21 protein-coding genes are annotated in these 24,654 nt (G+C 68.9%); 2 read left to right on the forward strand and 19 right to left on the reverse strand.

What is annotated here, in order from left to right; genetic code table 11:
- Nucleotides 1–50: 50 nt before the first annotated feature.
- From Q9R17_RS05235 to Q9R17_RS05250, 4 genes are all read right to left on the reverse strand, one after another.
- Nucleotides 51–1,574 (reverse strand): ATP-binding protein, encoded by a 1,524-nt coding sequence (locus tag Q9R17_RS05235; protein WP_308157379.1) that lies wholly within the window; start codon nucleotides 1,572–1,574, stop codon nucleotides 51–53.
- Between the two features lie 4 nt (nucleotides 1,575–1,578).
- On the reverse strand, nucleotides 1,579–2,019 hold the full coding sequence (locus Q9R17_RS05240; protein ID WP_308157380.1) for a response regulator: 441 nt from the start codon (nucleotides 2,017–2,019) through the stop codon (nucleotides 1,579–1,581).
- Nucleotides 2,016–3,833 (reverse strand): ATP-binding protein, encoded by a 1,818-nt coding sequence (locus tag Q9R17_RS05245; protein WP_308157381.1) that lies wholly within the window; start codon nucleotides 3,831–3,833, stop codon nucleotides 2,016–2,018. The genes Q9R17_RS05240 and Q9R17_RS05245 overlap by 4 nt, the downstream gene beginning before the upstream one ends.
- Before the next feature lie 189 nt (nucleotides 3,834–4,022).
- Nucleotides 4,023–4,409 (reverse strand): BON domain-containing protein, encoded by a 387-nt coding sequence (locus Q9R17_RS05250; RefSeq protein WP_308157382.1) that lies wholly within the window; start codon nucleotides 4,407–4,409, stop codon nucleotides 4,023–4,025.
- Nucleotides 4,410–4,585: 176 nt separating this feature from the next.
- Here Q9R17_RS05250 and Q9R17_RS05255 point away from each other — a divergent pair, with 176 nt between their 5' ends.
- Nucleotides 4,586–5,629: an oxidoreductase gene (locus Q9R17_RS05255; protein ID WP_308157383.1), complete on the forward strand. Its 1,044-nt coding sequence runs from the start codon at nucleotides 4,586–4,588 to the stop codon at nucleotides 5,627–5,629.
- A gap of 75 nt (nucleotides 5,630–5,704) precedes the next feature.
- On the opposite strand, the gene gnd is transcribed toward Q9R17_RS05255, so the two are convergent.
- From gnd to Q9R17_RS05290, 7 genes are all read right to left on the reverse strand, one after another.
- Nucleotides 5,705–6,610 (reverse strand): phosphogluconate dehydrogenase (NAD(+)-dependent, decarboxylating), encoded by a 906-nt coding sequence (gnd, locus tag Q9R17_RS05260; RefSeq protein WP_308157384.1) that lies wholly within the window; start codon nucleotides 6,608–6,610, stop codon nucleotides 5,705–5,707.
- A 4-nt stretch (nucleotides 6,611–6,614) separates the two neighbouring features.
- Nucleotides 6,615–7,871 (reverse strand): hypothetical protein, encoded by a 1,257-nt coding sequence (locus tag Q9R17_RS05265; RefSeq protein ID WP_308157385.1) that lies wholly within the window; start codon nucleotides 7,869–7,871, stop codon nucleotides 6,615–6,617.
- A gap of 2 nt (nucleotides 7,872–7,873) precedes the next feature.
- Nucleotides 7,874–8,488, reverse strand: a complete 615-nt coding sequence (locus Q9R17_RS05270) for a DUF2242 domain-containing protein (RefSeq protein ID WP_308157386.1) — start codon at nucleotides 8,486–8,488, stop codon at nucleotides 7,874–7,876.
- 160 nt (nucleotides 8,489–8,648) lie between these two features.
- Nucleotides 8,649–10,826, reverse strand: coding sequence for a carboxy terminal-processing peptidase (locus Q9R17_RS05275; RefSeq protein WP_308157387.1), 2,178 nt, complete (start codon nucleotides 10,824–10,826; stop codon nucleotides 8,649–8,651).
- A gap of 275 nt (nucleotides 10,827–11,101) precedes the next feature.
- Nucleotides 11,102–12,115 (reverse strand): lipoyl synthase, encoded by a 1,014-nt coding sequence (gene lipA, locus Q9R17_RS05280; protein ID WP_308157388.1) that lies wholly within the window; start codon nucleotides 12,113–12,115, stop codon nucleotides 11,102–11,104.
- Between the two features lie 17 nt (nucleotides 12,116–12,132).
- Nucleotides 12,133–12,843 (reverse strand): lipoyl(octanoyl) transferase LipB, encoded by a 711-nt coding sequence (lipB, locus tag Q9R17_RS05285; protein WP_308157389.1) that lies wholly within the window; start codon nucleotides 12,841–12,843, stop codon nucleotides 12,133–12,135.
- A complete protein-coding gene (locus tag Q9R17_RS05290; protein ID WP_308157390.1) occupies nucleotides 12,831–13,109 on the reverse strand; it encodes a YbeD family protein in 279 nt (92 codons plus the stop codon). The genes lipB and Q9R17_RS05290 overlap by 13 nt, the downstream gene beginning before the upstream one ends.
- Before the next feature lie 191 nt (nucleotides 13,110–13,300).
- Between Q9R17_RS05290 and Q9R17_RS05295 the strand changes: the two genes are divergently transcribed.
- Complete coding sequence (locus tag Q9R17_RS05295) at nucleotides 13,301–14,362, forward strand: lipid A deacylase LpxR family protein (protein WP_308157391.1); 1,062 nt, start codon at nucleotides 13,301–13,303, stop codon at nucleotides 14,360–14,362.
- Between the two features lie 95 nt (nucleotides 14,363–14,457).
- Here the strand turns inward: Q9R17_RS05295 and Q9R17_RS05300 are convergent, their stop codons facing one another.
- The 8 genes from Q9R17_RS05300 to mreC form a co-directional block, all read right to left on the reverse strand.
- Nucleotides 14,458–15,675 carry a D-alanyl-D-alanine carboxypeptidase family protein gene (locus Q9R17_RS05300; protein ID WP_308157392.1) on the reverse strand — a complete coding sequence of 406 codons (1,218 nt, stop codon included), beginning with the start codon at nucleotides 15,673–15,675 and terminating at the stop codon, nucleotides 14,458–14,460.
- A 110-nt stretch (nucleotides 15,676–15,785) separates the two neighbouring features.
- Nucleotides 15,786–17,042: a septal ring lytic transglycosylase RlpA family protein gene (locus Q9R17_RS05305; RefSeq protein WP_308157393.1), complete on the reverse strand. Its 1,257-nt coding sequence runs from the start codon at nucleotides 17,040–17,042 to the stop codon at nucleotides 15,786–15,788.
- Complete coding sequence (gene mltB / locus Q9R17_RS05310) at nucleotides 17,039–18,184, reverse strand: lytic murein transglycosylase B (RefSeq protein ID WP_308157394.1); 1,146 nt, start codon at nucleotides 18,182–18,184, stop codon at nucleotides 17,039–17,041. The genes Q9R17_RS05305 and mltB overlap by 4 nt, the downstream gene beginning before the upstream one ends.
- 428 nt (nucleotides 18,185–18,612) lie before the next feature.
- Complete coding sequence (rodA, locus tag Q9R17_RS05315) at nucleotides 18,613–19,713, reverse strand: rod shape-determining protein RodA (RefSeq protein WP_308157395.1); 1,101 nt, start codon at nucleotides 19,711–19,713, stop codon at nucleotides 18,613–18,615.
- 104 nt (nucleotides 19,714–19,817) lie between these two features.
- Nucleotides 19,818–20,930 carry a rod shape-determining protein RodA gene (gene rodA / locus Q9R17_RS05320; protein WP_308157396.1) on the reverse strand — a complete coding sequence of 371 codons (1,113 nt, stop codon included), beginning with the start codon at nucleotides 20,928–20,930 and terminating at the stop codon, nucleotides 19,818–19,820.
- Nucleotides 20,927–23,005: a penicillin-binding protein 2 gene (mrdA, locus tag Q9R17_RS05325; protein ID WP_308157397.1), complete on the reverse strand. Its 2,079-nt coding sequence runs from the start codon at nucleotides 23,003–23,005 to the stop codon at nucleotides 20,927–20,929. Before mrdA ends, rodA (Q9R17_RS05320) begins: the two co-directional genes overlap by 4 nt.
- A gap of 2 nt (nucleotides 23,006–23,007) precedes the next feature.
- Nucleotides 23,008–23,493: a rod shape-determining protein MreD gene (gene mreD / locus Q9R17_RS05330; protein WP_308157398.1), complete on the reverse strand. Its 486-nt coding sequence runs from the start codon at nucleotides 23,491–23,493 to the stop codon at nucleotides 23,008–23,010.
- The gene (gene mreC, locus Q9R17_RS05335; RefSeq protein WP_308157399.1) at nucleotides 23,490–24,623 is read right to left on the reverse strand and encodes a rod shape-determining protein MreC; all 1,134 of its coding nucleotides are present in this window, start codon (nucleotides 24,621–24,623) and stop codon (nucleotides 23,490–23,492) included. The genes mreD and mreC overlap by 4 nt, the downstream gene beginning before the upstream one ends.
- Between the last annotated feature and the right edge of the window lie 31 nt (nucleotides 24,624–24,654).

Consider the following 24,654-nt stretch of genomic DNA (forward strand, 5'->3'; position numbering starts at 1 on the left):
CGCCGACAGCGTCGCGTGCCGGCCGACTGCGCTTCCTGCGCCGCACTGCGCTATCCCGCGTCATTCCCCAGCGCCTCGGCCACGGCGCGGAACACCTGCTGCATCTGCAGCGGCTTGCGCAGCAGGTGCACGTCGATCCCCTCCAGGAACGCGGTACCCGCCGGCTCCACGCCCGTGTCTTCCAGCACCAGTGCCGGACCGCGGTAGCCCAGTGCCACCATTTCCCCCAGCAGCTGGCTGGCCGGCAGCAGCTTGGAGCCACCATCGGCGATCACCAGTGCCGGCATGGCTTCCTGCTGCATCCAGCGCAGCGCGGCGGCGCCATCGGAAGCCAGCTGCAGCTGGTAGCCCTGGCTGGACAGGGCATTGCCCAGCAGCGACAGCCGCGTGGCTTCGCCATCGACCACCAGGATCGACTGGCCGCTGCCGGCGGCGATCAGCTGCTCCACCGGCTCCAGGCCTTCGGCGTGCTGCTGCATCGGCAGGCGCAGGTCGAAACGCGTGCCCTGCCCCAACCGGCTGTGCACCTGGATGCTGCCGCCGACGCCCTCGACGATGCGCTTGCAGGAGATCAGCCCCAGCCCGGTGCCGTTGGCCTTGGTGGTGAAGAACGGGTTGAACAGGTGCGAAAGCGTATCGGCATCCATGCCGGTGCCCTCGTCGATGACCGAGATGCGCAGCGCATCCTCGCCGGCCACCCCGGTGTCCTGGCAGGCCTCCAGGCACAGCCGCCCGCCCTCGGGCATCGCCTGGATCGCATTGAGCGCCAGGTTCAGCAGGACCTGCTGCAGTTCGGTGTAGTTGGCCTCCACGGCCAGTGCCTCATCGGCCACCTCCACCTGCAGGATGACCGCCTGCGGCAGGTTGCTGCGCAGCAGCAGTGCCACCGCACCGAACAGGTCGGCGATGCGGATGCGCTCGCTGGGCTTGCGCGAGCCACGCACGAAGGACAGCATCGATTCGGCCATCTCATGGCCACGGCGCCCGCATTCGGCAATGACATCGGCCAGATGGTGCAGCTGCGCATCGTCGGTACGCGCCTTCAGCAGGTCCGGCATGATCAGCAGCGGCTGCAGGATGTTGCGCAGGTCGTGGCTGAGCCCGGCAGCCAGCAGCGACAGGCTTTCCAGGCGCTGGGCACGCATCAGTTCGGTTTCCACCCGCATCCGCTCCGCCGCGCTGCGTGCTTCACGCACGGCCCTGGCTACCGCCGAGGGCAGGCGCGCGGGCGAATGCTTGATGATGTAGTCGTTGGCGCCCTTCTGCAGGGCCTCCACGGCATTCTCCTCGCCCATCGTGCCGGAAACGAAGATGAAGGGAATCTCCGGCGCGGCATCGCGCACGATGCGCAGGGCCTGGTCGCCGGAAAAGCCGGGCATGCTCAGGTCCGACAGCACGATATCCGGCTGGAACGACAGCAGCGCCTGGCGCAACTCCGCCTCGCTCTCCACGCGTTCGAACGCGGCTTCCATGCCGGCATCGAGCATCTGCTCGGACATCAGCTCGGCATCCTCCGGTGAATCCTCCACCAGCAGGATGCGCAGGCGTCCCAGTGCCGGTCCAGTCAAGGGCATGGCCTCACTCGCCCTCCGGTGCCTGGTTGATGACCGCCCAGAACCGGCCCAGCGTCTGCACCGCACCGAAGAACTGGTCCACGTCCACCGGCTTGACCACGTAGGCGTTCACGCCCATGTCCCAGCTGCGGGCCAGATCGCTTTCCTCGCGCGAGGAGGACAGGATCACCACCGGCAGGCGCTTGAGCTCGTCGTGCTCGCGGATCTGCTGCAGCACTTCCAGGCCGTCCATGCGGGGCATCTTGATGTCCAGCAGCAGCACCGCGGGCAGGCCCTCCTCGCGGCTGGCGAACGCGCCGCGGCGCAGCAGGTAGTCCATGACTTCCACGCCATCCTCGACATGGACGATGGGGTTGGCCAGCCGCGCTTCCTTCAGCGCATCGATCGCCATTTCCGCGTCATGCGGGCTGTCTTCGGCAAGCAGGATGGTTCGCAGGGTCGTCATGCGGTGTGCCCTTGTTTTTCCGCGTCGAGCGCGGGCGGCAGGAGGAAGTGGAAGGTGGCGCCGGCATCGGGCTCGGCCTCGGCCCAGATGCGGCCGCCATGGCGGGTGACCACCCGCCGTACGCTGGCCAGCCCGATGCCGGTACCGGGGTAGTCACTGGCCTTGTGCAGGCGCTGGAACACACCGAACAGCTTGCCGGCATAGGCCATGTCGAAGCCGGCGCCGTTGTCGCCGACCGTGAACAGATGGCTGCCATCGGGCTGCTGCACGTGGTCCACGCGGATGCGGGCCGGCTCGCGCGTGCCGGAATACTTCACGGCGTTGCCCAGCAGGTTCAACCACACCTGGCGCATCATGTTCTCGTCGGCCACCACCATCGGCAGCGGTGCGATGTGCCAGTGGACCTGGTGGGTGCGCCCGCTGGCTTCGTTGTCCGAGGCGATGTTGGCATCGAGCATCGCACGGGTATCGGCCACCAGCGACTGCATGTCCACCGCCTGCAGGCGCATGGCCGCGCGCCCCAGCCGCGAATACACCAGCAGGTCGTCGATCAGCGCGGCCATGCGCTGGGCGGAACCGGCGATCACCTCCAGGTAGTGCCGGCTCTTGTCATCGGCGGCCGCACCGAGATGGCGGGCCAGCTTGTCGGAGAAACCGGCGACATGGCGCAGAGGCGCGCGCAGGTCATGCGAAACCGAATAGCTGAAGGCTTCCAGCTCACGATTCACTTCCGACACCTGCGCCACCTTGCCTTCCAGCTGGCGGTTGAGTTCCTCCACGCGCAGCTGCACGGCGCGCTGCATCGTGACATCGCTGATGGTCAGCAGCACCACTTCGTCATCGGTATCGGGCAGGGGCATCCGCCGCGCGTTGAGCAGCATGTAGCGCGCCAGGCCATCGGCGGTGCGCTGTTCGTGCTCGAAATCCCAGAGTTCGCGGCCCCGCAGCAGCACGTCGGACAGGCGCTGCCGCACCAGCGGGTCGGACCAGCTGCCCGCGCCCACGTGTTCCAGCAGCAGGCCATCGGCCCGTTCGTCGGCCAGGCCATACAGCTCGGAAAAGGCCGGGTTGTGCAGTTGCACGCGCAGTTCGCGGTCGAGCAGCACGATCGGTTCGCGTACGGTCTGCAGCACCGATGCCGCCCGCGCCGCCGCCCGCAGCGACTGCCGTTCGGCCTGCAGGCGCCGCCCCACCTGGCGGCGCAGCAGCCACAGCACCAGGCCCAGCAGTGCCAGCTGCACGACCAGCGAGCTCCACGCAACGAACTCGGTCTGCCGGCGCTGTCGCTGCGCTTCCTGGGCACGCTTGGCCAGCAGGGCCTGCTCGCTGGCCTGCAGTTCCTCCACCAGCGCGCGGATGGGGTAACGGGTGGCCATGTCCTTCACCAGTTCGCGCTGGTCGCTGTTCGGCTCGGCCCTGGCCAGCCGCCGCGCCAGCGCCAGCCGCCCTTCCAGCATCGATTCGATGCGGCCGATGCGGATCAGCTGGTCCGGATTGTCATGGGTCATCCGGCCCAGTTCGGCCAGCTTGCCGGGAATCTCGGCGGCCTTGGACATGCGGTCGCGCAGGCCGGGGCCGTCCACGCCCTTGGACATGGTCAGCGCCGCGGCCTCGATGTCGCGCACGTCGGCCTGCAGCTGCTGGGCGAGCACGCTCACCGCCTGGGTATGGTTCACCCAGGCCATGGCCTGCGCGCTGTCGGCCTGGAGTTTGCGCAGGAACAACCAAGGCACCACGATGATCGCGGCGGCGGCCAACGCCAGGGCCGGCATCCGCCAGCGGTCCCAGATGTCGTCACTGAAAACCAGCGCCATAGTTCCTCGTCAGCCAAGGCCACGGCGGGGCCGGTCGGGCACCCACGCCTGCCATGGTGGTCCGGGCCGACCATGGCGGAAGCCGCAATATAGCGCAGGCGGTCACGCGACATGCACACCCCGCTCAATTCCCTGAACGAAAAACGGGCGCCCCTGCGGGCGCCCGTCGTGGTGGCGTGAGGGTCAGGCTCAGCGCTTGGCGGCAGCGTTCACCTTCAGCGCCGCCGCGTCCACGCGGCTGACGCCCTTGATCGCCTTGGCCTTGGCGATGGCGTTGTCATGCTCGGCCTGGGTGGCCACAGTACCGCTCAGGCTGACCACGCCGTTGACCGTTTCCACCTTGATTTCGGTGCCTGGCACGTTCTTGGTCGCCAGCAGGTCCGCCTTCACCTTGGTGGTGATCCAGCTGTCGGTCACCGGCTCGCTGGAATCATGGCGGTCGGCATGGGTCATGGCCGCCGCGTCGGTCTTGGGCGGGGATTTGGCTGCCGGGTCCTTGGCCAGGGCCGCGGTGGAGGACAGCGCGACGCCCAGGGCCAGGGCGGAAGCAAGCAGCGTACGGGTCGAAAGGCGCATCGTGCGGTTCTCCTCAGGGATGTGGCTGCCAGTGTCGGCAAGCGGGTGTTGGGCACGCGTAGCGCCGTGGTCATGCCGATGTGAATGCGCGACTGCGTGCGGCAACGGTTCAGAGTTCCGCCGCTGCCGCGTGTCGTTTACCCTGCCCTTCCCCACCGTCGTTGCTGGAGCCCGCCATGCCTGCCGACCTGCAGTTGGCCCTGATCGGCTACGGCCTTGCCGGACGTGTCTTCCACGCCCCGCTGATCCAGCACACCCCCGGCCTGGCGCTGCACAGCGTGGTCAGCAGCCAGCGCGATACGTTGCTGCGGCAGTTCACCGATGTGCACGTGCAGGCACAGCCACAGGCGGTGTTCGATGATCCCGCGGTGGACGCGGTGGTCATCGCCACGCCCAACGACCAGCATGCGCCGCTGGCCATCGCGGCGCTGCAGGCCGGCAAGCACGTGCTGGTGGACAAGCCGTTCGCGCTGGACGTGGCGCAGGCCCAGGCCGTGCAGGCCGCGGCACGCGAGGCCGGACGCATCGCCACGGTGTTCCAGAACCGGCGTTTCGATGCCGATTTCCTGACCCTGCAGCAGCTGCTGGCCAACGGCACGCTGGGTAACGTGGCCGAATGCCACGCACATTTCGACCGCTTCCGCCCGCAGGTACGCGAGCGCTGGCGCGAACAGGCGGGGCCCGGCAGTGGCCTGTGGTACGACCTGGGCCCACACCTGCTGGACCAGATGCTGGTGCTGTTCGGCATGCCGCAGGCCATCACCGCCGATCTGGACGTGCAGCGCAGCGGTGGCACCGGCATCGACTATTTCCACGCGGTGCTGCATTACCCGCAGCACCGCGCCATCGTGCATGCCGGTTCGCTGGTGGCCGCACCGACCGCCCGTTTTGCCGTGCATGGCGACCGCGCCAGCTGGATCAAGCATGGCCTGGACGTGCAGGAAGCCCAGCTGCGCCGGGGCGTGGCGCCGGGGGCACCGGGCTGGGGCATCGACCCACGGCATGGCGAATGCGTGCAGTGCGATGCCGAGGACAGCGTGCAGCGCAGCACCGTGGACAACCTGCCCGGCGATTACCGCCACCTGTATGCACAGTTCGCAGCGGCGATGCGAGGCGAGGGCGAGCCGACCGTCAGCGATGTGCAGGCGCTGCAGCTGATGCAGCTGCTGGAGGCGGGCATGTGCAGCGCACGCGAGGGGCGGCGGGTGCCGTTGGGATGATCGGAAACGGCGGTCGATCTGCCCGGGGGCGGAGCCCTTCGGCAACGCCGAAGGACCCTGACCCCGGCGCAAGGCTTACGACTTCTTGATGGCGTGGCCGCCGAACTCGTTGCGCATCGCCGCCAACAGGCGGTCGGTGAACGAATTGGCTTCGCGCGAACGCAGGCGCTCCAGCAGCGAGAGAGTAATCACCGGTGCCGGTACATCCAGCGCGATCGCCTCGGCCACGGTCCAGCGGCCCTCGCCGGAATCTTCCACGTACGGGGCGATGCCTTCCAGCGACGGGTTGCGCTTGAGCGCGTCGGCACTCAGGTCCAGCAGCCACGAACGCACCACGCTGCCATGGCGCCACACCTCGGCCACCTGGGCCAGGTCCAGCTGCAGCTCTTCCTTGCGCTCCATCAGCGCGAAGCCTTCGGCATAGGCCTGCATCATCCCGTACTCGATGCCGTTGTGGACCATCTTGGTGAAGTGGCCCGCACCGGACGGTCCGACACGCGCCCAGCCACGATCCTCGGCCGGTGCCAGCGTGCGCAGCAGCGGCGCGATCTGCTCCACCACCGCCGCGTCGCCACCGACCATCAGGCTGTAGCCTTCCTGCAGGCCCCACACGCCGCCGCTGGTGCCGCAGTCCACATAGCCCAGGTCATCGGCGGCCAGCGCCTTGGCACGGCGGATCGAATCCTGGTAGTTGGAATTGCCACCGTCGATGACGATGTCCCCTTCGGCCAGGTGCGGGGTCAGCTGGCCCAGGGTCTGGTCCACGGTCTCGCCGGCCGGCACCATCAGCCACACCACGCGCGGTACCGGCAGCGCGGCAACCGCGGCAGCCAGCGAATCGACCACCTCCAGCCCCGCCTCGGCCGCGCGCTGGCGCGCCGCTTCGCCCGGGTCGTAGCCGACGACGCGGTGACCACCGCGATGCAGGCGCTGGGCCATGTTGGCGCCCATGCGGCCCAGGCCGATCATTGCAATATCCATTGTTTCACCTTCGGTTGTTGTCGGAAGTCAGGCTGCCTGGCCGGCCGGTCGCCGCGCAGTGGCGCAGCTGCGCCTCGCGCCAGCGCCGGTAGAGCGTGGTATGCAGATTGTGCAACGCCAGGTCGATCGAAAACGGCGTGCGCGGGTTGCGGTCGAGCAGGCGGATCACGTGGTAGCCAATGGGACGTATACCGCGCGGATGCACGTAGATCACGAACTGCTGGTAGAACGGATCGTCCAGCAGCTGGTCCATGCGCTCCACCACGGGCCGGTAGCGCGGTGCCAGCTGCGCGCGCAGCCCGGCATCGCGCTCGAACAGCAGCCGCTCGAAGTAGCGCTGGCCCAGCCGCGACAGGTCCTGCGCCAATGCCCACAGTTCACGGTTGCGCTGGTCGTACCAGGCCAGGCCGCCGTGGTCGGCCAGGGCCTGCGCGGCCTGTTCGCCCACGCTGACCACGATGAAGTTCTCGGCCTGGTTGCTCAGGTCGTCCAGCGTGGCCGGATCGAAGACATGCTCGATGAAGCCGGGCACGCCGACGAAGGCCTGGCGCCCCAGCGCGGAGGTGCGCACGGCCTTGCCATCGGCCACGTACTCACCCGCATGCGCGCCGAGCAGGATGCTGTCGGTGCCGTGCAGGGCCAGGAACGTGCCGATGGACAGCTCGGCCGGCGTGAACTCGGCATCGAACGCCGCATCGCCATACAGTTCGCGCTGGGTGGCCAGCTGCGCGACCTGCCGCCCTACACCACATTCAGCGCGCACGTTGCCGCTGTAGAACGCCTGCAGCGCACGGCTGTTGTGGCCTGTCGGCACGTAGCCGCGCCCGAAGCTGCGCACCCGCTGCCAGCCCTGTGCCGGCGCGCCGCCCAGGCCGAAGCCGATCCAGCCCAGTTGCAGGCCGGAAAAGCGGAAGCCCGGATTGTCCTGCAATGCCTGCGTGGCACGCTGGGCGGCCGCCCCCAGTTCGAAGGCGTAAGCGCAGACGGTGGCCGGGTCATCCAGCAACGTCGCCAGCAGCGCCTGGCGTTCGGCCTCCTCCATCCCCATCGGCCACTGCACGCGCAGATCACCGGCGGCCTGCGCGGCCGCCAGCGAGGCCCGCTGGCACACCGCACCGCCGTGCACCTGCGGCGCTGCGACCGCCGCCACCTCGAAACGCCAGCCCAACCGTTCCAGCAGCCCCTGCATGCAGCCGGGCACGGCCAGGGCCTGCAGCGGCCAGGCCAGCAGCAGGGCCAGGCCCATTCCCCTGCCGCGCATGCTCACTCCTGGCCGGCCGCAGCCGGAACAGCAGCAGGCTCCTGTGCAGGGGGCGGTGTCACGGCCGGCGGCGGCGGCGGTGGCGGCACCGGCGCAGCAACAGGCAGGTACTGCTGCAGCCGCTGGAAGAAGCGCGTGTAGAACCCGGCATCGACCACGGTGCTGCTGGCCACCTTCACCAGGGAGTCGTCGTTGCTGCCGAAGGGCAGCGACACCGAACCGATCGCCCCCACGCCCACACTGGCCGACGTGGGGCTCTTCTTCAGCGCATAGCGGTCCTGCACGGCACTGACGAACACCAGGGCCTGCTCGCCACGCGGGGCACAGGACACACGCAGCACCAGCTGCTCATGTTCATCAGGGCGCGGCTGGAAGTTCTTGCTGCCTTCCACGGTGCTGCCATCGGCGCGGGCCACCGCATAGCCCTGGCTGAGCAGGGTGCGGCGGGCCGCCTCGCAGGCATCGGCCGGACGGCCATCGACGGTACGGGAGAAGGTATCGCCGGAATCGAACGATTCACGCAGCACGGTGCTGTCGGCCGCGTGGCCACCACAGGCGGCCAGTACCACGGTGCCGGCAATGGCCAATGCCGCAACGGAAAGACGGGAGGCCCGCATGGGTACTCCTGCGAGGACGGTGCCCCAAGGGTAGTCCTCCCCTCGTGTGCGGCGGGTCGACGACCGGACGGGCCGGGCCGGCCTGTTGCTGCCGGTTCATGCGCCGGCAACGAAAAGGGGCCGGCAATGCCGGCCCCTGGGGGTTCCTCTGCGGCCGGGCTCAGTCAGCCCAACGGCCGGCACCGGTGGACTGCGGCAGCACCTGCGCCGACAGCGGGCGGTCGTTTTCCAGCAGGTTCACCGCATCGGACAGGATCGAGGCCGATTCGCGCAGCAGCGGGTCCGGGCGCTTCTCGGCGGCCTTCTCGCGGGCGGCATCCTTGACGATGTCGCGCTCGTTGCCGGTCAGGCCGTCATCGCTGCTGTCATCGGCCAGCGGGTCCAGGTCCAGGCCCAGCTCCTTGCGCACCTGCTGGCGGTCCTTGCGCTGCGTTTCCTGGCGGTCACGCTCGGCACGGCGCTCGGTTTCATTGAGCGAGATGTACTTCTTGGCCGCTTCGGCACGGAAGTGCTGCACGTCCTCGGTCCACCACTGGAATTCGCGGTCGGTGGGGATGCGCGCTTCATGGCGCTGCTCCAGCTTGGGCAGCAGCGGGGCGAAGTTGCCGTACTGGGTGTGCGGCACGGCCGCGATGCGGGTCCACGGCAGCGCGTTGTCGTAGGTGCTTTCACCGAACTCGGTGGCATCCATGCTGGTCGGGAAGGCCACGTCCGGCACCACGCCCTTGTGCTGGGTGCTGCTGCCGCTGATGCGGAAGAACTGCGCGATGGTCAGCTTCACCTGGCCGAAGCGCTGGGTTTCACCACTGGGCCAACGGTCCAGGTCGACGATGTTCTGCACCGTGCCCTTGCCGAAGGTGGTCTCACCGATGACCAGGCCACGGCCGTAGTCCTGGATCGCACCGGCGAAGATTTCCGAGGCCGAGGCCGAACCGCGGTTGATCAGCACGGCCAGCGGGCCGTCCCAGGCCACGGCCGGGTTGCGATCGCTGTTGACGGTGACGCGGCCACCGGCCTCGCGCACCTGCACCACCGGCCCCTGCTCGATGAACAGGCCGGTCAGTTCGATGGCTTCATCCAGCGAACCACCGCCGTTGTTGCGCAGGTCCAGCACCACGCCGTCGAGCTTGTCGGTCTTGAAGCCCGCCAGCAGCTTGGCCACGTCGCGGGTGGCCGAGGCGTAGTCGGCCGCGTTGCGGCGGCGGCCTTCGAAGTCCTGGTAGAAGGTCGGCAGCTTGATCACGCCGATCTTTCGTGCCGGTTCGCCATTGGCTGCCGGGATGCTCAGGGTTTCCCCCTTGGCGGCCTGTTCGGCCAGGCGCACCTTCTGCCGGGTCAGCACCAGCGAGTGGTGCTTGCCGTCCACGCCTTCGGCAGCGGGAATGAATTCCAGCTTGACCTGGGTGTCCTTGGCGCCACGGATCTTGGCCACCACGTCGTCGATGCGCCAGCCGATCACATCCTCGACCTGGCCGCTCTTGCCCTGGCCGACGCCCACGATGCGGTCACCCGGCTTCAGCGTGCCGTCCACCGCGGCCGGGCCACCGGCGATGATCTCGCGGATCACCACCATGTCGTCCTGGCGCTGCAGCTGCGCGCCGATGCCTTCCAGCGACAGCGACATGGCCTGGTTGAAGTTCTCGGCCGTGCGCGGGGTGAAGTAGTCGGTGTGCGGATCGACCGCACTGGTATAGGCGTTCATGAAGAACTGGAAGATGTCTTCACCCTTCAGTTCATTGACCGACTTTTCCAGCGTGGCGTAGCGCTTGTCCAGCGTCTTGCGGATGTCGTCGGGCTTCTTGCCGGCCAGCTTCAGGCGCAGCCAGTCGTTCTTGACCGACTTGCGCCACAGCTCGTCCAGCTCGGCGTTGCTGGCCGCCCACGGCACCTTCTTGCGGTCGTACTCGAACTTCTCGTCGAGGGTGAAGTCCGGTTCCTGCTTCAGCAGCTTGCGCGCATAGGCCACGCGCTCGCCCACGCGCTGCTTGTAGACGGCGAACACCTGGAAGGCCGGGTCCAGCTCGCCGCCGCGGATGGCGTTGGCGGTGCCCGCCTCCAGCGGCGCGAAGCGGGTGACATCGGCCTGGGTGAAGTACTGCTTGCCGCCGTCGAGCGTTTCCAGGTAACGCTTGAAGACATCCTTGGCGGTCGCTTCGTCCAGCGCGCGCGGCCGGTAGGCGTAGCGGCTGTCGGACAGCAGTCCGTAGACCAGCTTGGACGTGGTCACCTGGTCGGCGGTGGCGGCAGCCGGCAATGCCGGCGAATCGGCCTTGGCCGACAGCACCAGCGGCGCGCTCAGCGCCAGGGCCATCAGGAGTGCGGGGGCTTTGAATTTCATGGACGTGCTCGAAGGCGCCTTGCCAAGGGGGAGACTGCGGGGTGTTCAGACACCACGACAGTGCCGAAAGTTGCCGGGTTTGTCACCCGCCCACGTTCCGGCCGAAAACCAGCCTAGCGGGGCCGGTGTAGCAAATTGTGAATGCAGGGCAAGGCACGCGGACACACGGTGCAGCGCCATGACGGCGGCAGGCCCGCCGATCGGTTCGGCAGCGCCGGGCCATGCCCGGCGAGCGCACGGGGAAAGAGCCGCCGGGCCTGGCCCGGCGCAACCGCTTACCGGACGCCGGCGCCCTTGGCCTGCACGTCGGCGTGGTAGGACGAGCGCACCATCGGGCCGGAGGCCACGTGGCTGAAGCCCAGCTCGTAGCCGTAGTCTTCCAGCGCCTTGTAATCCTCGGGGGTCCAGTACTTCAGCACCGGGTGGTGGTGCGCGGTCGGCTGCAGGTACTGGCCGATGGTGATCATGTCCACGTCGTGCGCGCGCAGGTCGCGCATGGTGGCCTTGATCTGCTCGAACTCCTCGCCCAGGCCCAGCATGATGCCGCTCTTGGTCGGCACCGACGGGTGCTGCGCCTTGAAGTTCTTCAGCAGGTTCAGCGACCACTGGTAATCGGCGCCCGGGCGCACGTTGCGGTACAGGTCCGGCACGGTTTCGATGTTGTGGTTGAACACGTCCGGCGGGTTCTGCGCCAGGATCTCCAGCGCGCGCTCCATGCGGCCCTTGCCACGGAAGTCCGGGGTCAGCACTTCGATGCGGGTGCCCGGCGACTTCTCGCGGATGGCGGTGATGCAGTCGACGAAGTGCTGGGCACCGCCGTCACGCAGGTCATCGCGGTCCACGCTGGTCACCACCACGTACTTCAGGCCCATGTCGGCCACGGTCTGGCCCAGGCTGGCCGGCTCGTTGGCGTCCGGCGGCTTGGGGCGGCCGTGGGCCACGTCGCAGAACGAGCAGCGGCGGGTGCAGACTTCGCCCAGGATCATGAAGGTGGCGGTGCCGTGGCCGAAGCATTCGTGGATGTTCGGGCAGCTGGCTTCCTCGCACACCGTCACCAGGCGGTTCTCGCGCAGCTTGGCCTTGAGCTGCTGCACGGCGTTGCCCGACGGGATGCGCACGCGGATCCAGGACGGCTTGCGCAGCACCGGGGCATCGGCGAACTGCACCGGCGAACGGTTGATCTTGTCCCCGCCCAGCTGTTTGACGCCGGCCTGCAGGGGCGCGGCAACGGGAGCGGTCTCGCCCTGCAGCATCTGCAGGGGAATGGAGCGGGCAGTGGATTCGGTCATGGCGGTTCCGGCGGCGGTCAGGCCGTCTCAGACAAATCGGGCAGGTCGGGCGTGGTCTGCAGGGCCAGGCCGAACTGGCGGGCCAGGTGGTCCAGCAGTACCGGCTTGACGGCGTCCATTCCCGACGGACCCCCCAAGTCTACCACCGAGGTCACCTGCAGCCCCTGGTAGCCACAGGGATTGATGCGGTGGAAGGGTTCCAGGTCCATGGCCACGTTGAAGGACAGGCCGTGGAACGTGCAGCCGCGGCGCACGCGGATGCCCAGCGCGGCCACCTTGGCCCCGCCGACATACACGCCCGGGGCGCCCTCGCGGCGTTCGGCACCGATGTTCCACTCGTCCAGGGTGTCGATGATGGCCTGTTCGATGCGGCACACGTAGTCGCGCACGCCCACCCCCAGCCGCGGCAGGCGCAGCAGCGGGTAGACCACCAGCTGGCCCGGGCCGTGGTAGGTCACCTGGCCGCCGCGGTCCACGTGCAGCACCGGGATGTCCCCCGGCGCCAGCACATGCTCGTCCTTGCCGGCCTGGCCCAGGGTGAACACCGGGTCGTGCTCGACCACCCACAGTTCGTCCGGGGTGTCCTCGCCACGGGCATCGGTGAACCGCTGCATGGCACGCCACACCGGCGCATAGGGCTGGCGGCCGAGATCGCGCACCAGCGCCGGCTGGCCGGGACCGGCCGGCGCGGCGGCCGTGGCCGCGCAGGCGGGCGCTACAGCGTCCACTTCACTTCCGGGTGGTCGCGCAGCGCCTGGTGGGCCAGGTCGTACTGCTCGCGGGTCTCGGCGCGGAACACCACCCGCACCGACACGTACTTGCCGTTGGAGGAGTGCTTCCAGCTGATGCGCTCGTTGAGCACATCGATCCCAGCGGACTGCAGCAGGCGGGGCAGCTCATGCTCCAGGCCTCGGTTGGCCGCGCCCATGGCGCTGAGCTCGAACTGGCCGGGGAACTGGAAGCCGTGGTCGGGGTTGTCGGACTTGATTTCCATGGCGCGATTATGGGGATGCCGGCCGCCGAACCCAAGCCTTGTCGCATATTGCGCACACTGGCGTCGAACAGGACCTGAAAAGGTCGTTGTCGCTCGCAAAACGGACAAGTGCATGCGCGGCGCTTTCATCAGCCTCACGCCGTCACTACCCTGTACGCGACTAAAACGATCGAAACGACTGCCGGATCCCCATGTTGAAGTCCCTTGCCCTGCCCTCTGCCCTGGCCGGCCTGCTGGCCATGGCCGCCGCCCCTGCGCAGGCGGCCGAACAGTGCCCTGCCGATGCCATGCGCGACACCCCGCCCCAGATCAACATCCGGGTGGACAATGACCTGTTCGGTGGCCGCCACCAGGACCAGGGGTACACCAGCGGTGCACTGCTGACCCTGGTCTCGCCCAACCTGGTCGACTACACCGACGACCCCTGCCTGCCGCGGCTGGCGCGCTGGGTCAACAGCCACCTGGAGGCGCTGCATCCGGGCCGGTACGAGCAGCAGAACATGATCTTCACCGTCGGCCAGGGCCTGTACACCCCCACCGATGGCAGCCGCCGGGACCTGATCCCGGATGACCGCCCCTATGCCGCGGTGCTGATGGCCAGCTTCGGCTTCAACGCCCGCAGCGGCGACCGCCTGCAGACCACCCAGCTGGGGCTGGGCGTGGTCGGTCCCTGGGCGCTGGGCAAGCAGGTGCAGCAGGCCGTGCACGACGTGCTGGGCGACAAGAAATTCGAAGGCTGGGACAACCAGCTGCACAATGAACCGGTGTTCATGCTGACCCACGAACGCATGCGTCGCTGGCCGGCCGACGCCAGCGTCAACGCGCAGGGCTGGGGCTGGGATGCCATCAGCCATTACGGCGGCGCGCTGGGCAACTTCCAGACCCACGCCAATGCCGGCGGCGAAGTGCGCTTCGGCTGGAAACTGCCGGACGATTTCGGCAGCACGCCGCTGCGCCCGGCAGGGGAAAACACCGCCCCCAGCCGTGGCGGTCGTGCCAGTGGCTGGTCCTGGCACCTGTTCGCCACCACCGACGCGGCCTGGGTGCTGCGCGACATCACTCTGGATGGCAACACGTTCCGCAACAGCCACAGCGTGGACAAGCGCCACGTGGTCGCCACCGGCGGCTATGGCGTGGCGGTGATGTACGGCCGCTGGAAGTTCGCCGTGGCGCGCTACCACAGCACCCGCGAGTTCTACGGCCAGCAGCAGGCGCCGGTGTTCGGCAGCTTCACCATCAGCCGTTCGCTGTAATCCGGGCTGCGGCCCACCGGGCACTGCCCGGCGCCCTCCCACGAAAAAGGCCGGCGTGCGCCGGCCTTTTTCCGTTCACCACGCCGGGGCGTGGATCATTCCGATTCCCACCACATCCAGAAGCTGTCCCACAGGCGCTTGAAGAAGCCCGCCTGTTCGACGGCAGCCACGGCCACCAGCGGGGCCTGGGCCACCACCTTGCCATCCAGGGTGACCTTCAGCGTACCGACCTGCTGGCCGGCGGTGAACGGTGCTTCCAGGGTCTTGGGCACGTCGATGCTCGGCTTGAGGTCGTTGTAGCGGCCGCGCGGCACGCTCACCAGCATCGGCTGCGCCACGCCCAGCTGCACCTTGTCACTGGTGCCCTTCCACACCTTGTGCTCGGCCACGGCCTTGCCCGGCTCGTACATGCGGTGGGTTTCGTAGAAGCGGAAACCCCAGTTGAGCAGGGCCAGGCTGTCATCGGCGCGCTGCTTTTCCGATGCGCCGCCCAGCACCACGGCGATCAGGCGCTGGTCACCGCGCTGGGCCGAACTGAGCAGGCAGTAGCCGGCTTCGGAGGTGTGGCCGGTCTTGATGCCGTCCACGCTGCCGTCGCGCCACAGCAGCAGGTTGCGGTTGGGCTGCTTGATGTTGCCGACCGTGAATTCCTTGATCTTGTTGTATGCGTAGGTTTCCGGGTAATCGCGCACCATTGCCCGGCCCAGCAGCGCCAGGTCATAGGCGGTGCTGTGGTGGCCTTCGGCGCTCAGGCCGTGGGCGTTGACGAAGTGCGAATCCTTCATGCCGATCTTGGCGGCGTAGCTGTTCATCAGCGAAGCGAACGCTTCTTCGCTGCCGGCCACGTGCTCGGCCAGGGCGATGGCCGCGTCGTTGCCCGACTGGATGGCCATGCCCTTTTCCATGTCTTCCAGGCGCGCGGTCTGGTTCACCGGGAAACCGCTGTAGCTGCCGTCGGTGCCGGCGCCGCCTTCGCGCCAGGCGCGCTCGCTCATCATCACCTGGTCATCCGGGCGCACCTTGCCGTTCTTGACCTCGGCCGCCATCACGTACGAGGTCATCACCTTGGTGATGCTGGCCGGGGCCAGCTGCACGTGGATGTTCTCGCCTGCCAGCACCTGGCCGGTGGCGTAGTCCATCAGGACCCAGGCCTTGGACACGCTCGGCACCGGTGCCGGCGGGATGGCCACGGTTGCCGGCGCGGCAGCGGCGGCAGGCGTCGGGGCGGCAGGCGTCGGCAGCGGCGTCTGGGCGGAAGCCAGGCCCACCACCAGGGTGGCGGCCAGCGCGGTGGCGGCGGAACGGAAATTCATGGGACAGCGGGCTCCAGGGACGAGCGGAAAAGAGGGGTACGACGGTGGAACGTCGGCCATTGTAGGCCGTGGCTGCCGGGCCGGCGTGGCCGACCCGGGCGATTGACCGGTCAGTCCTTCACGATCTGCGGCGACCCCAGGCCAAGACCGGCGATACGGCCGGCAAGTTCCGTGGCCGTGGCATGGTCGCTGGCCGGCACGCGCAGGCGCCACAGGGTTCGTCCCCCGGCGGCGATGTCACTGATGGTCGCGTTGACGATGCCGGCGGCATTGAGCTGGCCCAGCGCGCGGGTGGCGTTTTCGCGGCTGGCGAAGCTGGCCACCTGCAGCATGACCGCGCCCAGCACCTGCTGCGGCAGGCTCGGGTCGGGCCGCGGCGCGGTGCTGGCCACGGCGGCGACCGGCGGGCGCGGCGTGGCCGCCACCACCGGCGGCGCACTGCGCACCGGCGCAGCAGCCGGCAGTTCGGCCACGGCGACCTCGGGCAGGTCACTGCTGGCGGCCTGGGTGGTGGCCGGGGTTCCGCGCACCGGGGCAGCGGCCACGGTGCGGTCGGGCAGGCGCTGGACCAGCTGGTCCATGTTGCTGGACGACGGGCGTGACGGCGCAGGTGCCGGCCGTGCAGCGGCCACGGTGGCCGCCGCTGCGGCCGCCGCCCGGCGCTCACGGCGCGAGCCACCGGCCAGCAGGTTGTCATCGCCAGGCTGCAGCGCGCGCACTTCCACGTTGCCGGTGCCGCGCTGGGTGATGCCCAGGCGCACGGCGGCGGCGTAGCTCAGGTCCACCACGCGGCCATCGTGGAACGGGCCGCGGTCGTTGACGCGCACGATCACCGATTCGCCGTTGTCCAGGTTGGTCACCCGGGCAAAGCTCGGCAGCGGCAGGGTCTTGTGCGCGGCGGTGAACTGGTACATGTCATAGACCTCGCGGTTGGAGGTCAGGCGGCCATGGAACTTGGCACCGTAGTACGACGCCGTGCCGCGCTCGACATAGTTGCGGGTGTCATCCAGGACCTTGTATTCCTTGCCCAGCACCACGTAAGGGGTCTTGTTGCCGATCGCCGAACGCGCCTCGCTGGTGACCAGCGGCTCGGGAATGCAGGCCACGTTGGGGATGTAGTCGGGCGTGCTGTCCTTCACCCCGGGGCGGTACAGGCCGCCGGCGGTGTAGTTGCCGCGCGTGTTCGGGTCTTCCTTGGCTGCTGCATAGGGAGAGCCGTCGGGGCAATGCGCCGGACGCCCGCCCTTGCCGTGCACCACCGTGCCCACCGGCTTGCCGGTGCCGGCCTTGCCGGATTTGCTCGGTGCGCTGCTGCAGGCGGCCAGCGCGAGGATGATCAGTCCCGGGACCAGCCATTTCATGTTCATGCCGGCGGCAGCTCCTGTCCGGTGATGGCCTGCGACAGCTGGAACACCGCCATCGCGTACATCTTGGAAATGTTGTAGCGGGTGATGGCGTAGTAGTTCTGGAAGCCCAGCCAGTACTGCTTGCCGGTGCTGCCTTCGAGCGTGACCGGCGTTGCGGTGACTCCCGGCTGCACCGCTGCGCCGGGCTGGTAACCGCGCGCGGCCAGCTCGGCCAGGCTCCAGCGCGGGGTCCATTCGGTCGGGTTGAATTCCTCACGGCCAGCGGCCAGCGTTGCCGGCACCGCCACCTGGCCACCGCGCACCCAGCCGCCCTTCTTCACGAAGTAGTTGGCGATGGACGAGAACACGTCGTCGTAGCTGTTGAACAGGTCGCGGCGGCCATCACCGTTGCCGTCCACGGCGTAGTCCAGGTAGCTGGACGGCATGAACTGGCCCATGCCCATCGCACCGGCATAGCTGCCCTTGAGCGTGGTGATGTCCAGGTTTTCCTCGCGGCCCAGTTCGAACAGCTTGGCCAGTTCATCGCGGAAATACAGTTCCCGGCGCACTTCGCGCTCGAGCTTGCCCGGGTCGCCGCTGCGCGGGTAATAGAAGGCCAGCGTGTACAGCGCATCGAGCACGCGGTGACTGCCGGCATTCTTCCCATAGCTGGTTTCCACCCCGATGATCGCCACGATCACCTCGGCCGGCACACCGGTGCGCTGCTGCACCCGCTCCAGCTCGGCACGGTGCTCGGCCAGGAACGCGCGGCCACCATCGATGCGCGCCTTGCTGATGAACATCGGGCGGTATTCGTTCCACGGCTTGACCCGCTCAGCCGGGCGCGACATGGCGGCGATGATCGGCTGGCGCACCTGCGCCTGGTCGAGCACGCGGCTGATCGCATCGGGCTGCAGGCCATAGCGCTTGGCGGTATCGGCAACGAAACGGGCGCGGGCCGTCTCGAACGGGACCGGCGTGAGGTCCACCGGCGCGGCCGTGGCGGCGGCGGCTTCCGGCGCGGCTTCGGCCGGGCCCTTGTGGCGGCTGGACGGCTCGCGCGGCGTGCTGCTGGCCTGCGGCGATGAGGGCGGAGACGTCGGCTGGGTCGCGCAGGCGACCAGACCGAGGGTGAGCATGCAGGCCAGAGTGCGTCGAATCATCGTCGCAGGTTAGCAGGTCATGGATGAATTAAAACCCCTAACACCATGAATCACAACGATTTGCTTGCCAGCAGCCGGAAATGTGAAAGGCAGGTGATCGCCCTTCCCCATTCAGGCAGAGGGTGCCGGTTGCGCCCCCATCCCCGCAGGCGCAACCGGCCACCGGATCCGGTGGAACCGGTACGGCCGCCACTCCCCAGTGGCAGTACGCCGCAACCGGTCCTGCTGGACCTGTACTGCAAGCTGTCCGGCGCCCCCTTCGCGCTGCCTGGGCTGCGCGCAGAGCCGGACGGGCGCCATTTTGCAGGCCGTTTGCGTCATGTCCATTGATTCGAATCAACACATTCGATTGAAATGTGAACTGGAACTCACTTTTTTTGAAACATTCGTTTGCAAACGGTTTCATCCGGAACGATGCCCGCCGGCGCTCACCCGCCCCCGCCATGCACCGGGTGATGCTGGCGCACCGCCATCACCAGGCCGATGCCGGCCAGCAATGACACCGCCGAGGTGCCGCCATAGCTGATCAGCGGCATGGGGATGCCCACCACCGGCAGCACGCCGGAAATCATCCCGCCATTGACCAGCACGTAGACGAAGAACGCCAGGCCCAGGCTGCCGGCCAGCAGGCGCGCATGGGTGTCGCGGGCACGGCTGGCGATCCACAGGCAGCGCCCGACCACGAACAGGTACAGCGCCAGCACGGTGACCACGCCGATCCAGCCGAATTCCTCGGCCAGCACCGAGAACGCGAAATCGGTGGTGTACTCGGGCAGGAAATCCAGCGTGGCCTGGGTACCGTTGCCCCAGCCGCGCCCCTGCCAGCCACCGGAACCAATGGCGATGCGCGACTGCAGGATGTTCCAGCCGGTACCCAGTGGATCGGCGGCCGGATCCAGGAAGGTCAGCACACGGTCCTTCTGGTACTGCCGCAGCAGCCCGAACCACGCCAGCGGCGCCGCCACCGCCAGCCCTGCCGCGCCCGTGCCCACCCAGCCCCAGTGCAGGCCGGCCAGCAGCAGCGCGAACACCCCGCTGGCGGTCACCAGCGTGGCCGTGCCCAGGTTGGGCTGCAGCAGGATCAGCAGCGCCGGCACCCCGATCAGCAGTGCCGATACCAGTACCGTGCGCGGCGAGGGCGGCAGCGGCCGCTGGTGCAGGTACCAGGCAATCATCAACGGCAGGCTGAGCTTGAGCAGTTCCGAGGGCTGCAGGTAGAACACGCCCAGGTTCAGCCAGCGCTGGCCGTACTTGCCGGTGCCCACCACGTACACCGCCAGCAGCGGCAGCATCGAGGCGGCATACAGCCAGGGCGTCCACGCACGCAGCCGCACCAGCGACACCCGCGACAGCACTCCCATCGCCACCAGCCCGCCGCCAAAGCGCAGCGCCTGCCCGCGCACCGGGCCATCCACGCTGTACAGCACGGCCAGACCGGCAGCCATCAGGATCAGCAACGCGACCAGCAACGGCAGGTCGAGCGTGCGCACCGCGCCGTGGCAGTGCCCCAGGAGTCGTTTCCATTCCACGCCGGGCACGGTAGCAACCCGCGCTTGCGTGAAGCTGTCAGGCGGGGATGGGATGCCCCGGATGGCGGGGATGCCTATCCGGTACGCGCGCCAGCGGGCAACCGCTACCCGTAACCGCCATGCACCGGATTGTGGCTGCGCACCGCCATCACCAGCCCGAACCCGGCCAGCAGGGAGACCGCCGAGGTGCCGCCGTAGCTGATCAGCGGCATCGGCACGCCCACCACCGGCAGCACACCGGAAATCATGCCGCCGTTGACCAGCACGTACACGAAGAACGCCAGCCCGGTCGCGCCGGCCAGCAGGCGCGAATAGGAATCGCGTGACTGGCTGGCGATGTACAGGCAGCGGCCGATCACCACCAGGTACAGGGTCATCACCACCGCCACGCCGATCCAGCCGAAGTCCTCGCTGAACACCGAGAAGGCGAAATCGGTGGTCTGCTCGGGAATGAAGTTCAGGTGCGACTGCGAGCCCTCGCCCCAGCCCTTGCCACTCATCCCACCCGAGCCGATCGCGATCTTGGACTGGATGATGTTCCAGCCCGCCCCGCGCGCATCCATTTCCGGGTCGAGGAACATCATGATGCGGTCCTTCTGGTAGGGCCGCAGCAGCCAGAACCACGCCACCGGCGCCATCGCGGTGACACCCCCCACGCCCAGCCCCACCCACCACCAGGGCAGGCCGGCCAGCAGCAGCACGAACACGCCGCTGGCGGCGATCAGCACGCCGGTACCGAAGTCCGGCTGCAGCATCACCAGCCCGGTCGGTACGCCGATGATGACCAGGGCGGTCAGCACCGTGCTGATGCGCGGCGGCAGCGGCATGCGGTGCAGGTACCAGGCCACCATCATCGGCAGGCTGACCTTGAGCAGTTCGGCCGGCTGCAGGTAGAACAGCTTCAGGTCCAGCCATTGCCGCCCGTACTTGCCGGTGCCCAGCACGAACACCGCCAGCAGCGGGATCATCGAGATCGCATAGATGAGCGGGGTGGCCGAGCGGATGCGCAGGATCGGCACCCGCGAAATGCCCCACAGCGCCGCCAGGCCCACCGCGAAACGCGCGCCCTGGGCCATCACCAGGCTGTCGCCGCCTGCGCTTTTGAGCGTGGCCAGGCCGATCACCATCAGGGCGCCCAGCGCCAGGCACAGCACCCAGTCCAGGGTGCTGAAGAAGCGCCGCAGCAGATCGCCAACCCAGCGCAGGAAAACCTTCATCGTGATGCTCCGCTGGCCCGCGCAGGGGCGGCAGGTGGCGGCAGTGCGGCCGCCGGCGGCGTGGCCGGGGCACCCGGGGCGGGCGCCGGCGCCAGCGGCAGGCCGATCTGCACCGGCAGATCCACCAGGTGCGCGGCGGCCTCATCGCCCGCCTTGCGCGCGCCCGGGTCTTCATTGTCGAACGCGGTGGCGCCGATGGCCGTGGTGCCGCGCTCGCTGTCCAGCGACTGCATGCCGTCGGGCATCTTGCCCAGCAGCCACGCATCGAAGACCTTGCGGGCGATCGGTGCCGCCGCCGAGCCACCGTAACCACCGCCTTCCACGGCGATGGCCAGCGCGATCACCGGCTGCTCGGCCGGCGCGAAGCCGACGAACAGCGCGCGGTGGCGCAGGTGCATCGGCAGGCTCTTGGGATTGACCGCTGCCGTGCCACGGCGGCTGATCACCTGCGCGGTACCGGTCTTGCCGGCCATCAGGTACGGCGCCCCGGCGGCCACGCGCCAGCCGCTGCCGCCGGGCTGCATCGTGGCCATCATGCCTTCGCGCACGGCCTGCACGTTGCTGGCGCTGGGGCTGACCGGCTTGCTCTCGCCGGCGGGCACGCCGGTCCAGCCGCGATCAAACCCCTCGCGCTGCTGGATCACCAGGTGCGGCGTGTGCAGCTGCCCGCTGGCCAGACCGCTCACCCCGCGCACCAGCTGCAGCGGGGTGACCTTCCAGTCACCCTGGCCGATGCTGATGTTCACCGTGTCGCCCGGGTACCAGGCTTCCTTGCGGCTTTTGCGCTTGTAGGCTGGCGAGGGCAGGATGCCGCCGATCTCGCCGGTCAGGTCGATGCCGGTCGGTTCGCCGAACCCGTAGTAGCCCATGTAGTGGTCGAAGCGCTCGATGCCCAGGTCCAACGCCAGCCGGTAGTAATAGGTGTTCACCGACTGGGCGATCGACTTGCGCAGGTCGGTCCAGCCATGGCCGCCGCGGTTGGCATCACCCCAGCCACGGCTGGTGCCGGGCAGGTAGAACATGCCCGTGGACAGGATCTTGTCTTCCGGCCGGCGCACGCCGGCATCCAGGCCGGCCAGCGCGATCAGCGGCTTGAGCGTGGAACCGGGGGCCACGCCGCCCAGCACCAGGCGGTTGAACTGTGGCCGCGAGGGGTTGTCGTTGAGCGCCTTGAAATCGGCATGGGAAATGCCGTTGACGAACAGGTTGGGATCGTAGGACGGCAGGCTGACCATCGCCAGCACTTCACCGGTACGCGGGTCCATCGCCACCGCCGAGCCTTCCTGGTCGCCGAAGGCGGCCACCATCGCACGCTGCAGGTCGGCATCGATGGACAGGCGCAGGTCGGCGCCGGACTGCGCGGCGACACGGCCGACGGTGCGGATGGCGCGGCCCTGCACGTTGGTTTCCACCTGTTCGTAGCCGACCTTGCCGCGCAGCTGCTGCTCGTAATAGCGCTCCAGGCCGGACTTGCCGATGTGGGTCAGCGCGGCGTTGCCTTCGCCGATGATTTCCAGGTCTTTCTCGTCCACCCGGCCGACGTAGCCGATGATGTGCGCGAACAGGTCGCCATAGGGGTAGCGCCGGGTCAGGTAGGGTTCCAGCTCCACGCCGGGGAAGCGCCAGCGGTCCACCGCGAAGCGGGCCATTTCCTCATCGCTCACCCGCAGTTTCAGGGTGACCGGCAGGAAGCTGCGCCGTGCCTTGCGCGCCTTCCAGAAGGCCTCGATCTCCTCCGGGCTGATGCTCATGATCTTGCCCAGCCCGGCCAGGGTGGCGTCCATGTCCTTGACCTTGTCCGGGGTCACGTCCAGGCGGAAGGCCGGCACGTTCTCGGCCAGCAGGCGGCCGTTGCGGTCATAGATCATGCCGCGCCCGGGCACCACCGGCCGCGGCTTGATGCGGTTGGCGTCCGAACGGGTGGCGTAGATGTCGTGGTCGAGCACCTGCAGCTTGAAGTACCAGCCGCCCAGGCCCAGCAGGCAGACCAGCACGCCCAGGAAGCCCAGCGTGGCACGGCGCCGGAACTGTTCGACCTCGGCGTGCGGGTTCTTGACCTGGCGACGGTTGAACATGGTCAGCGCCCGCGGCGGCCGTAGCGCAGCGCGTCCAGCAGCACGAACACCAGCGGCCACAGCAGCATGCCCAGCAGCGGCGCCCACCAGTACGACCACGGCAGGGTCGGTTCATCGACCACGATGTGCACCAGCGCGCTGACGATGCGGTCGTTGAACAGCAGGCCGCCGATGGCCAACATCTGCTGGGACATCGGGAAGAAGCGGATGCGCGCGCGGAAGCGCTGCAGGATGAAGGCCAGCATGACCAGCCGCAGCGCCTGTTCGCCCAGCACGCCGCCATACAGCAGGTCGGCCACCACGCCACTGGCGAAGGCGATGCCCAGGCCGACGCGCTCGGGCGCTTCGATGACCCAGTACGCCAGCACCAGCGCCAGCCAATACGGGCGCAGCGGCTGCAGCAGCGCCGGCAGCGGCAGCAGGCCCAGCAGCAGGGCCATCACCAGGCTGGCCGGCAGCACCCAGGGGTTGTCGCGCAGGCGGCTCATCGCTGGGTCTCCGGCGTCGGTGGCGTGGGGGCGGCGGCCGGATCGGCAGCCGGCGCGTCGTTGGCACCCGGTGCAGTCGCGGCCGGTTCGACCGGGCGTGGCGCCGCCGTGGCCGCCGGCCGTGCGCGCGCCGCCTGTGCGGCCGGTGCCGATGCGGGCGGGGTGGCCGTTGCGGCGGATGGGGTCGTGCCGGCAGCCGCGGGCGGGGTGCCGGCCGGCAGTGCACCGGCCTCGGCCGGGCCACCGGGCGCCACGGCATCCGGGTCCAGGCGCAGGTTGGGCGGAATGCGGATCGCCGCACCGGGGCGCAGCAGCAGCACGTCACGCCCGCGGTCAAGCTGGGCGGCCGGCTTCAGTTCACCCACCAGGAAGGCATGGGTATCGTCCGGGCGCAGCGCGGTGATGGTGCCGACCGGGAAGCCCGGCGGGAAGCGCCCGCCCAGGCCGGAGGTGACGATCTCATCGCCGATCTCGACCCCGGCACTGAGCGGAATGTCGCGCAGCTCCAGGGTGTCGCCACGCCCGTAGACGATCAGGCGCACGCCGTTGCGGGCCACGGTCACCGGCACGGCATGGTCGGGGTCGGTCAGCAGCAGTACGGTGGAGGTGCCGCCGGTGGCGCTGATCACCTGCCCCATCAGGCCGCCGGCATCGATGACGGCCTGGCCGACGTGGACGCCATCACGGCTGCCGGCATCGAGCACCAGGCGGCGCTTCACCGGATCCAGGTCGATGTCCAGGATCGGCGCCAGCTGCACGTCCAGGCCGCTGCGCTCGGCCACGTTGAGCAGTTCGCGCAGCTGGGCGTTGTCCAGCGCGGCGGTCTGCAGGCGGGTCAGGCGGGCGTTGGCCAGCAGCAGCTGGTTGCGCAGTTCGCGGTTCTCGGCCACCAGCTGGCCGTGGCTGGCGGCGTTGTCACGCACCTGGCTGCCCAGCTTGCCGGGCAGGCCGGCCAGGGCCCAGACCGGCTGCACCAGGGTGTCGGCCTGCGCGCGCAGGCGCGCCAGCCAGCCGGCCTGGTCGTCCAGGACGATCAGGGTGATGGCCAGGGCGAGGTAGGCGAGCAGTCGCAGCGGACTGGCGGCATCACCGGATCGGGAGGCTACAGGAGGACCGGCGTAGGGCGGCACGGCAACGTTTCAGCTGGAAAAGGGCGAAGGG

The sequence above is a fragment of the Stenotrophomonas sp. 24(2023) genome (assembly GCF_030913365.1).
Lineage (GTDB): Bacteria > Pseudomonadota > Gammaproteobacteria > Xanthomonadales > Xanthomonadaceae > Stenotrophomonas.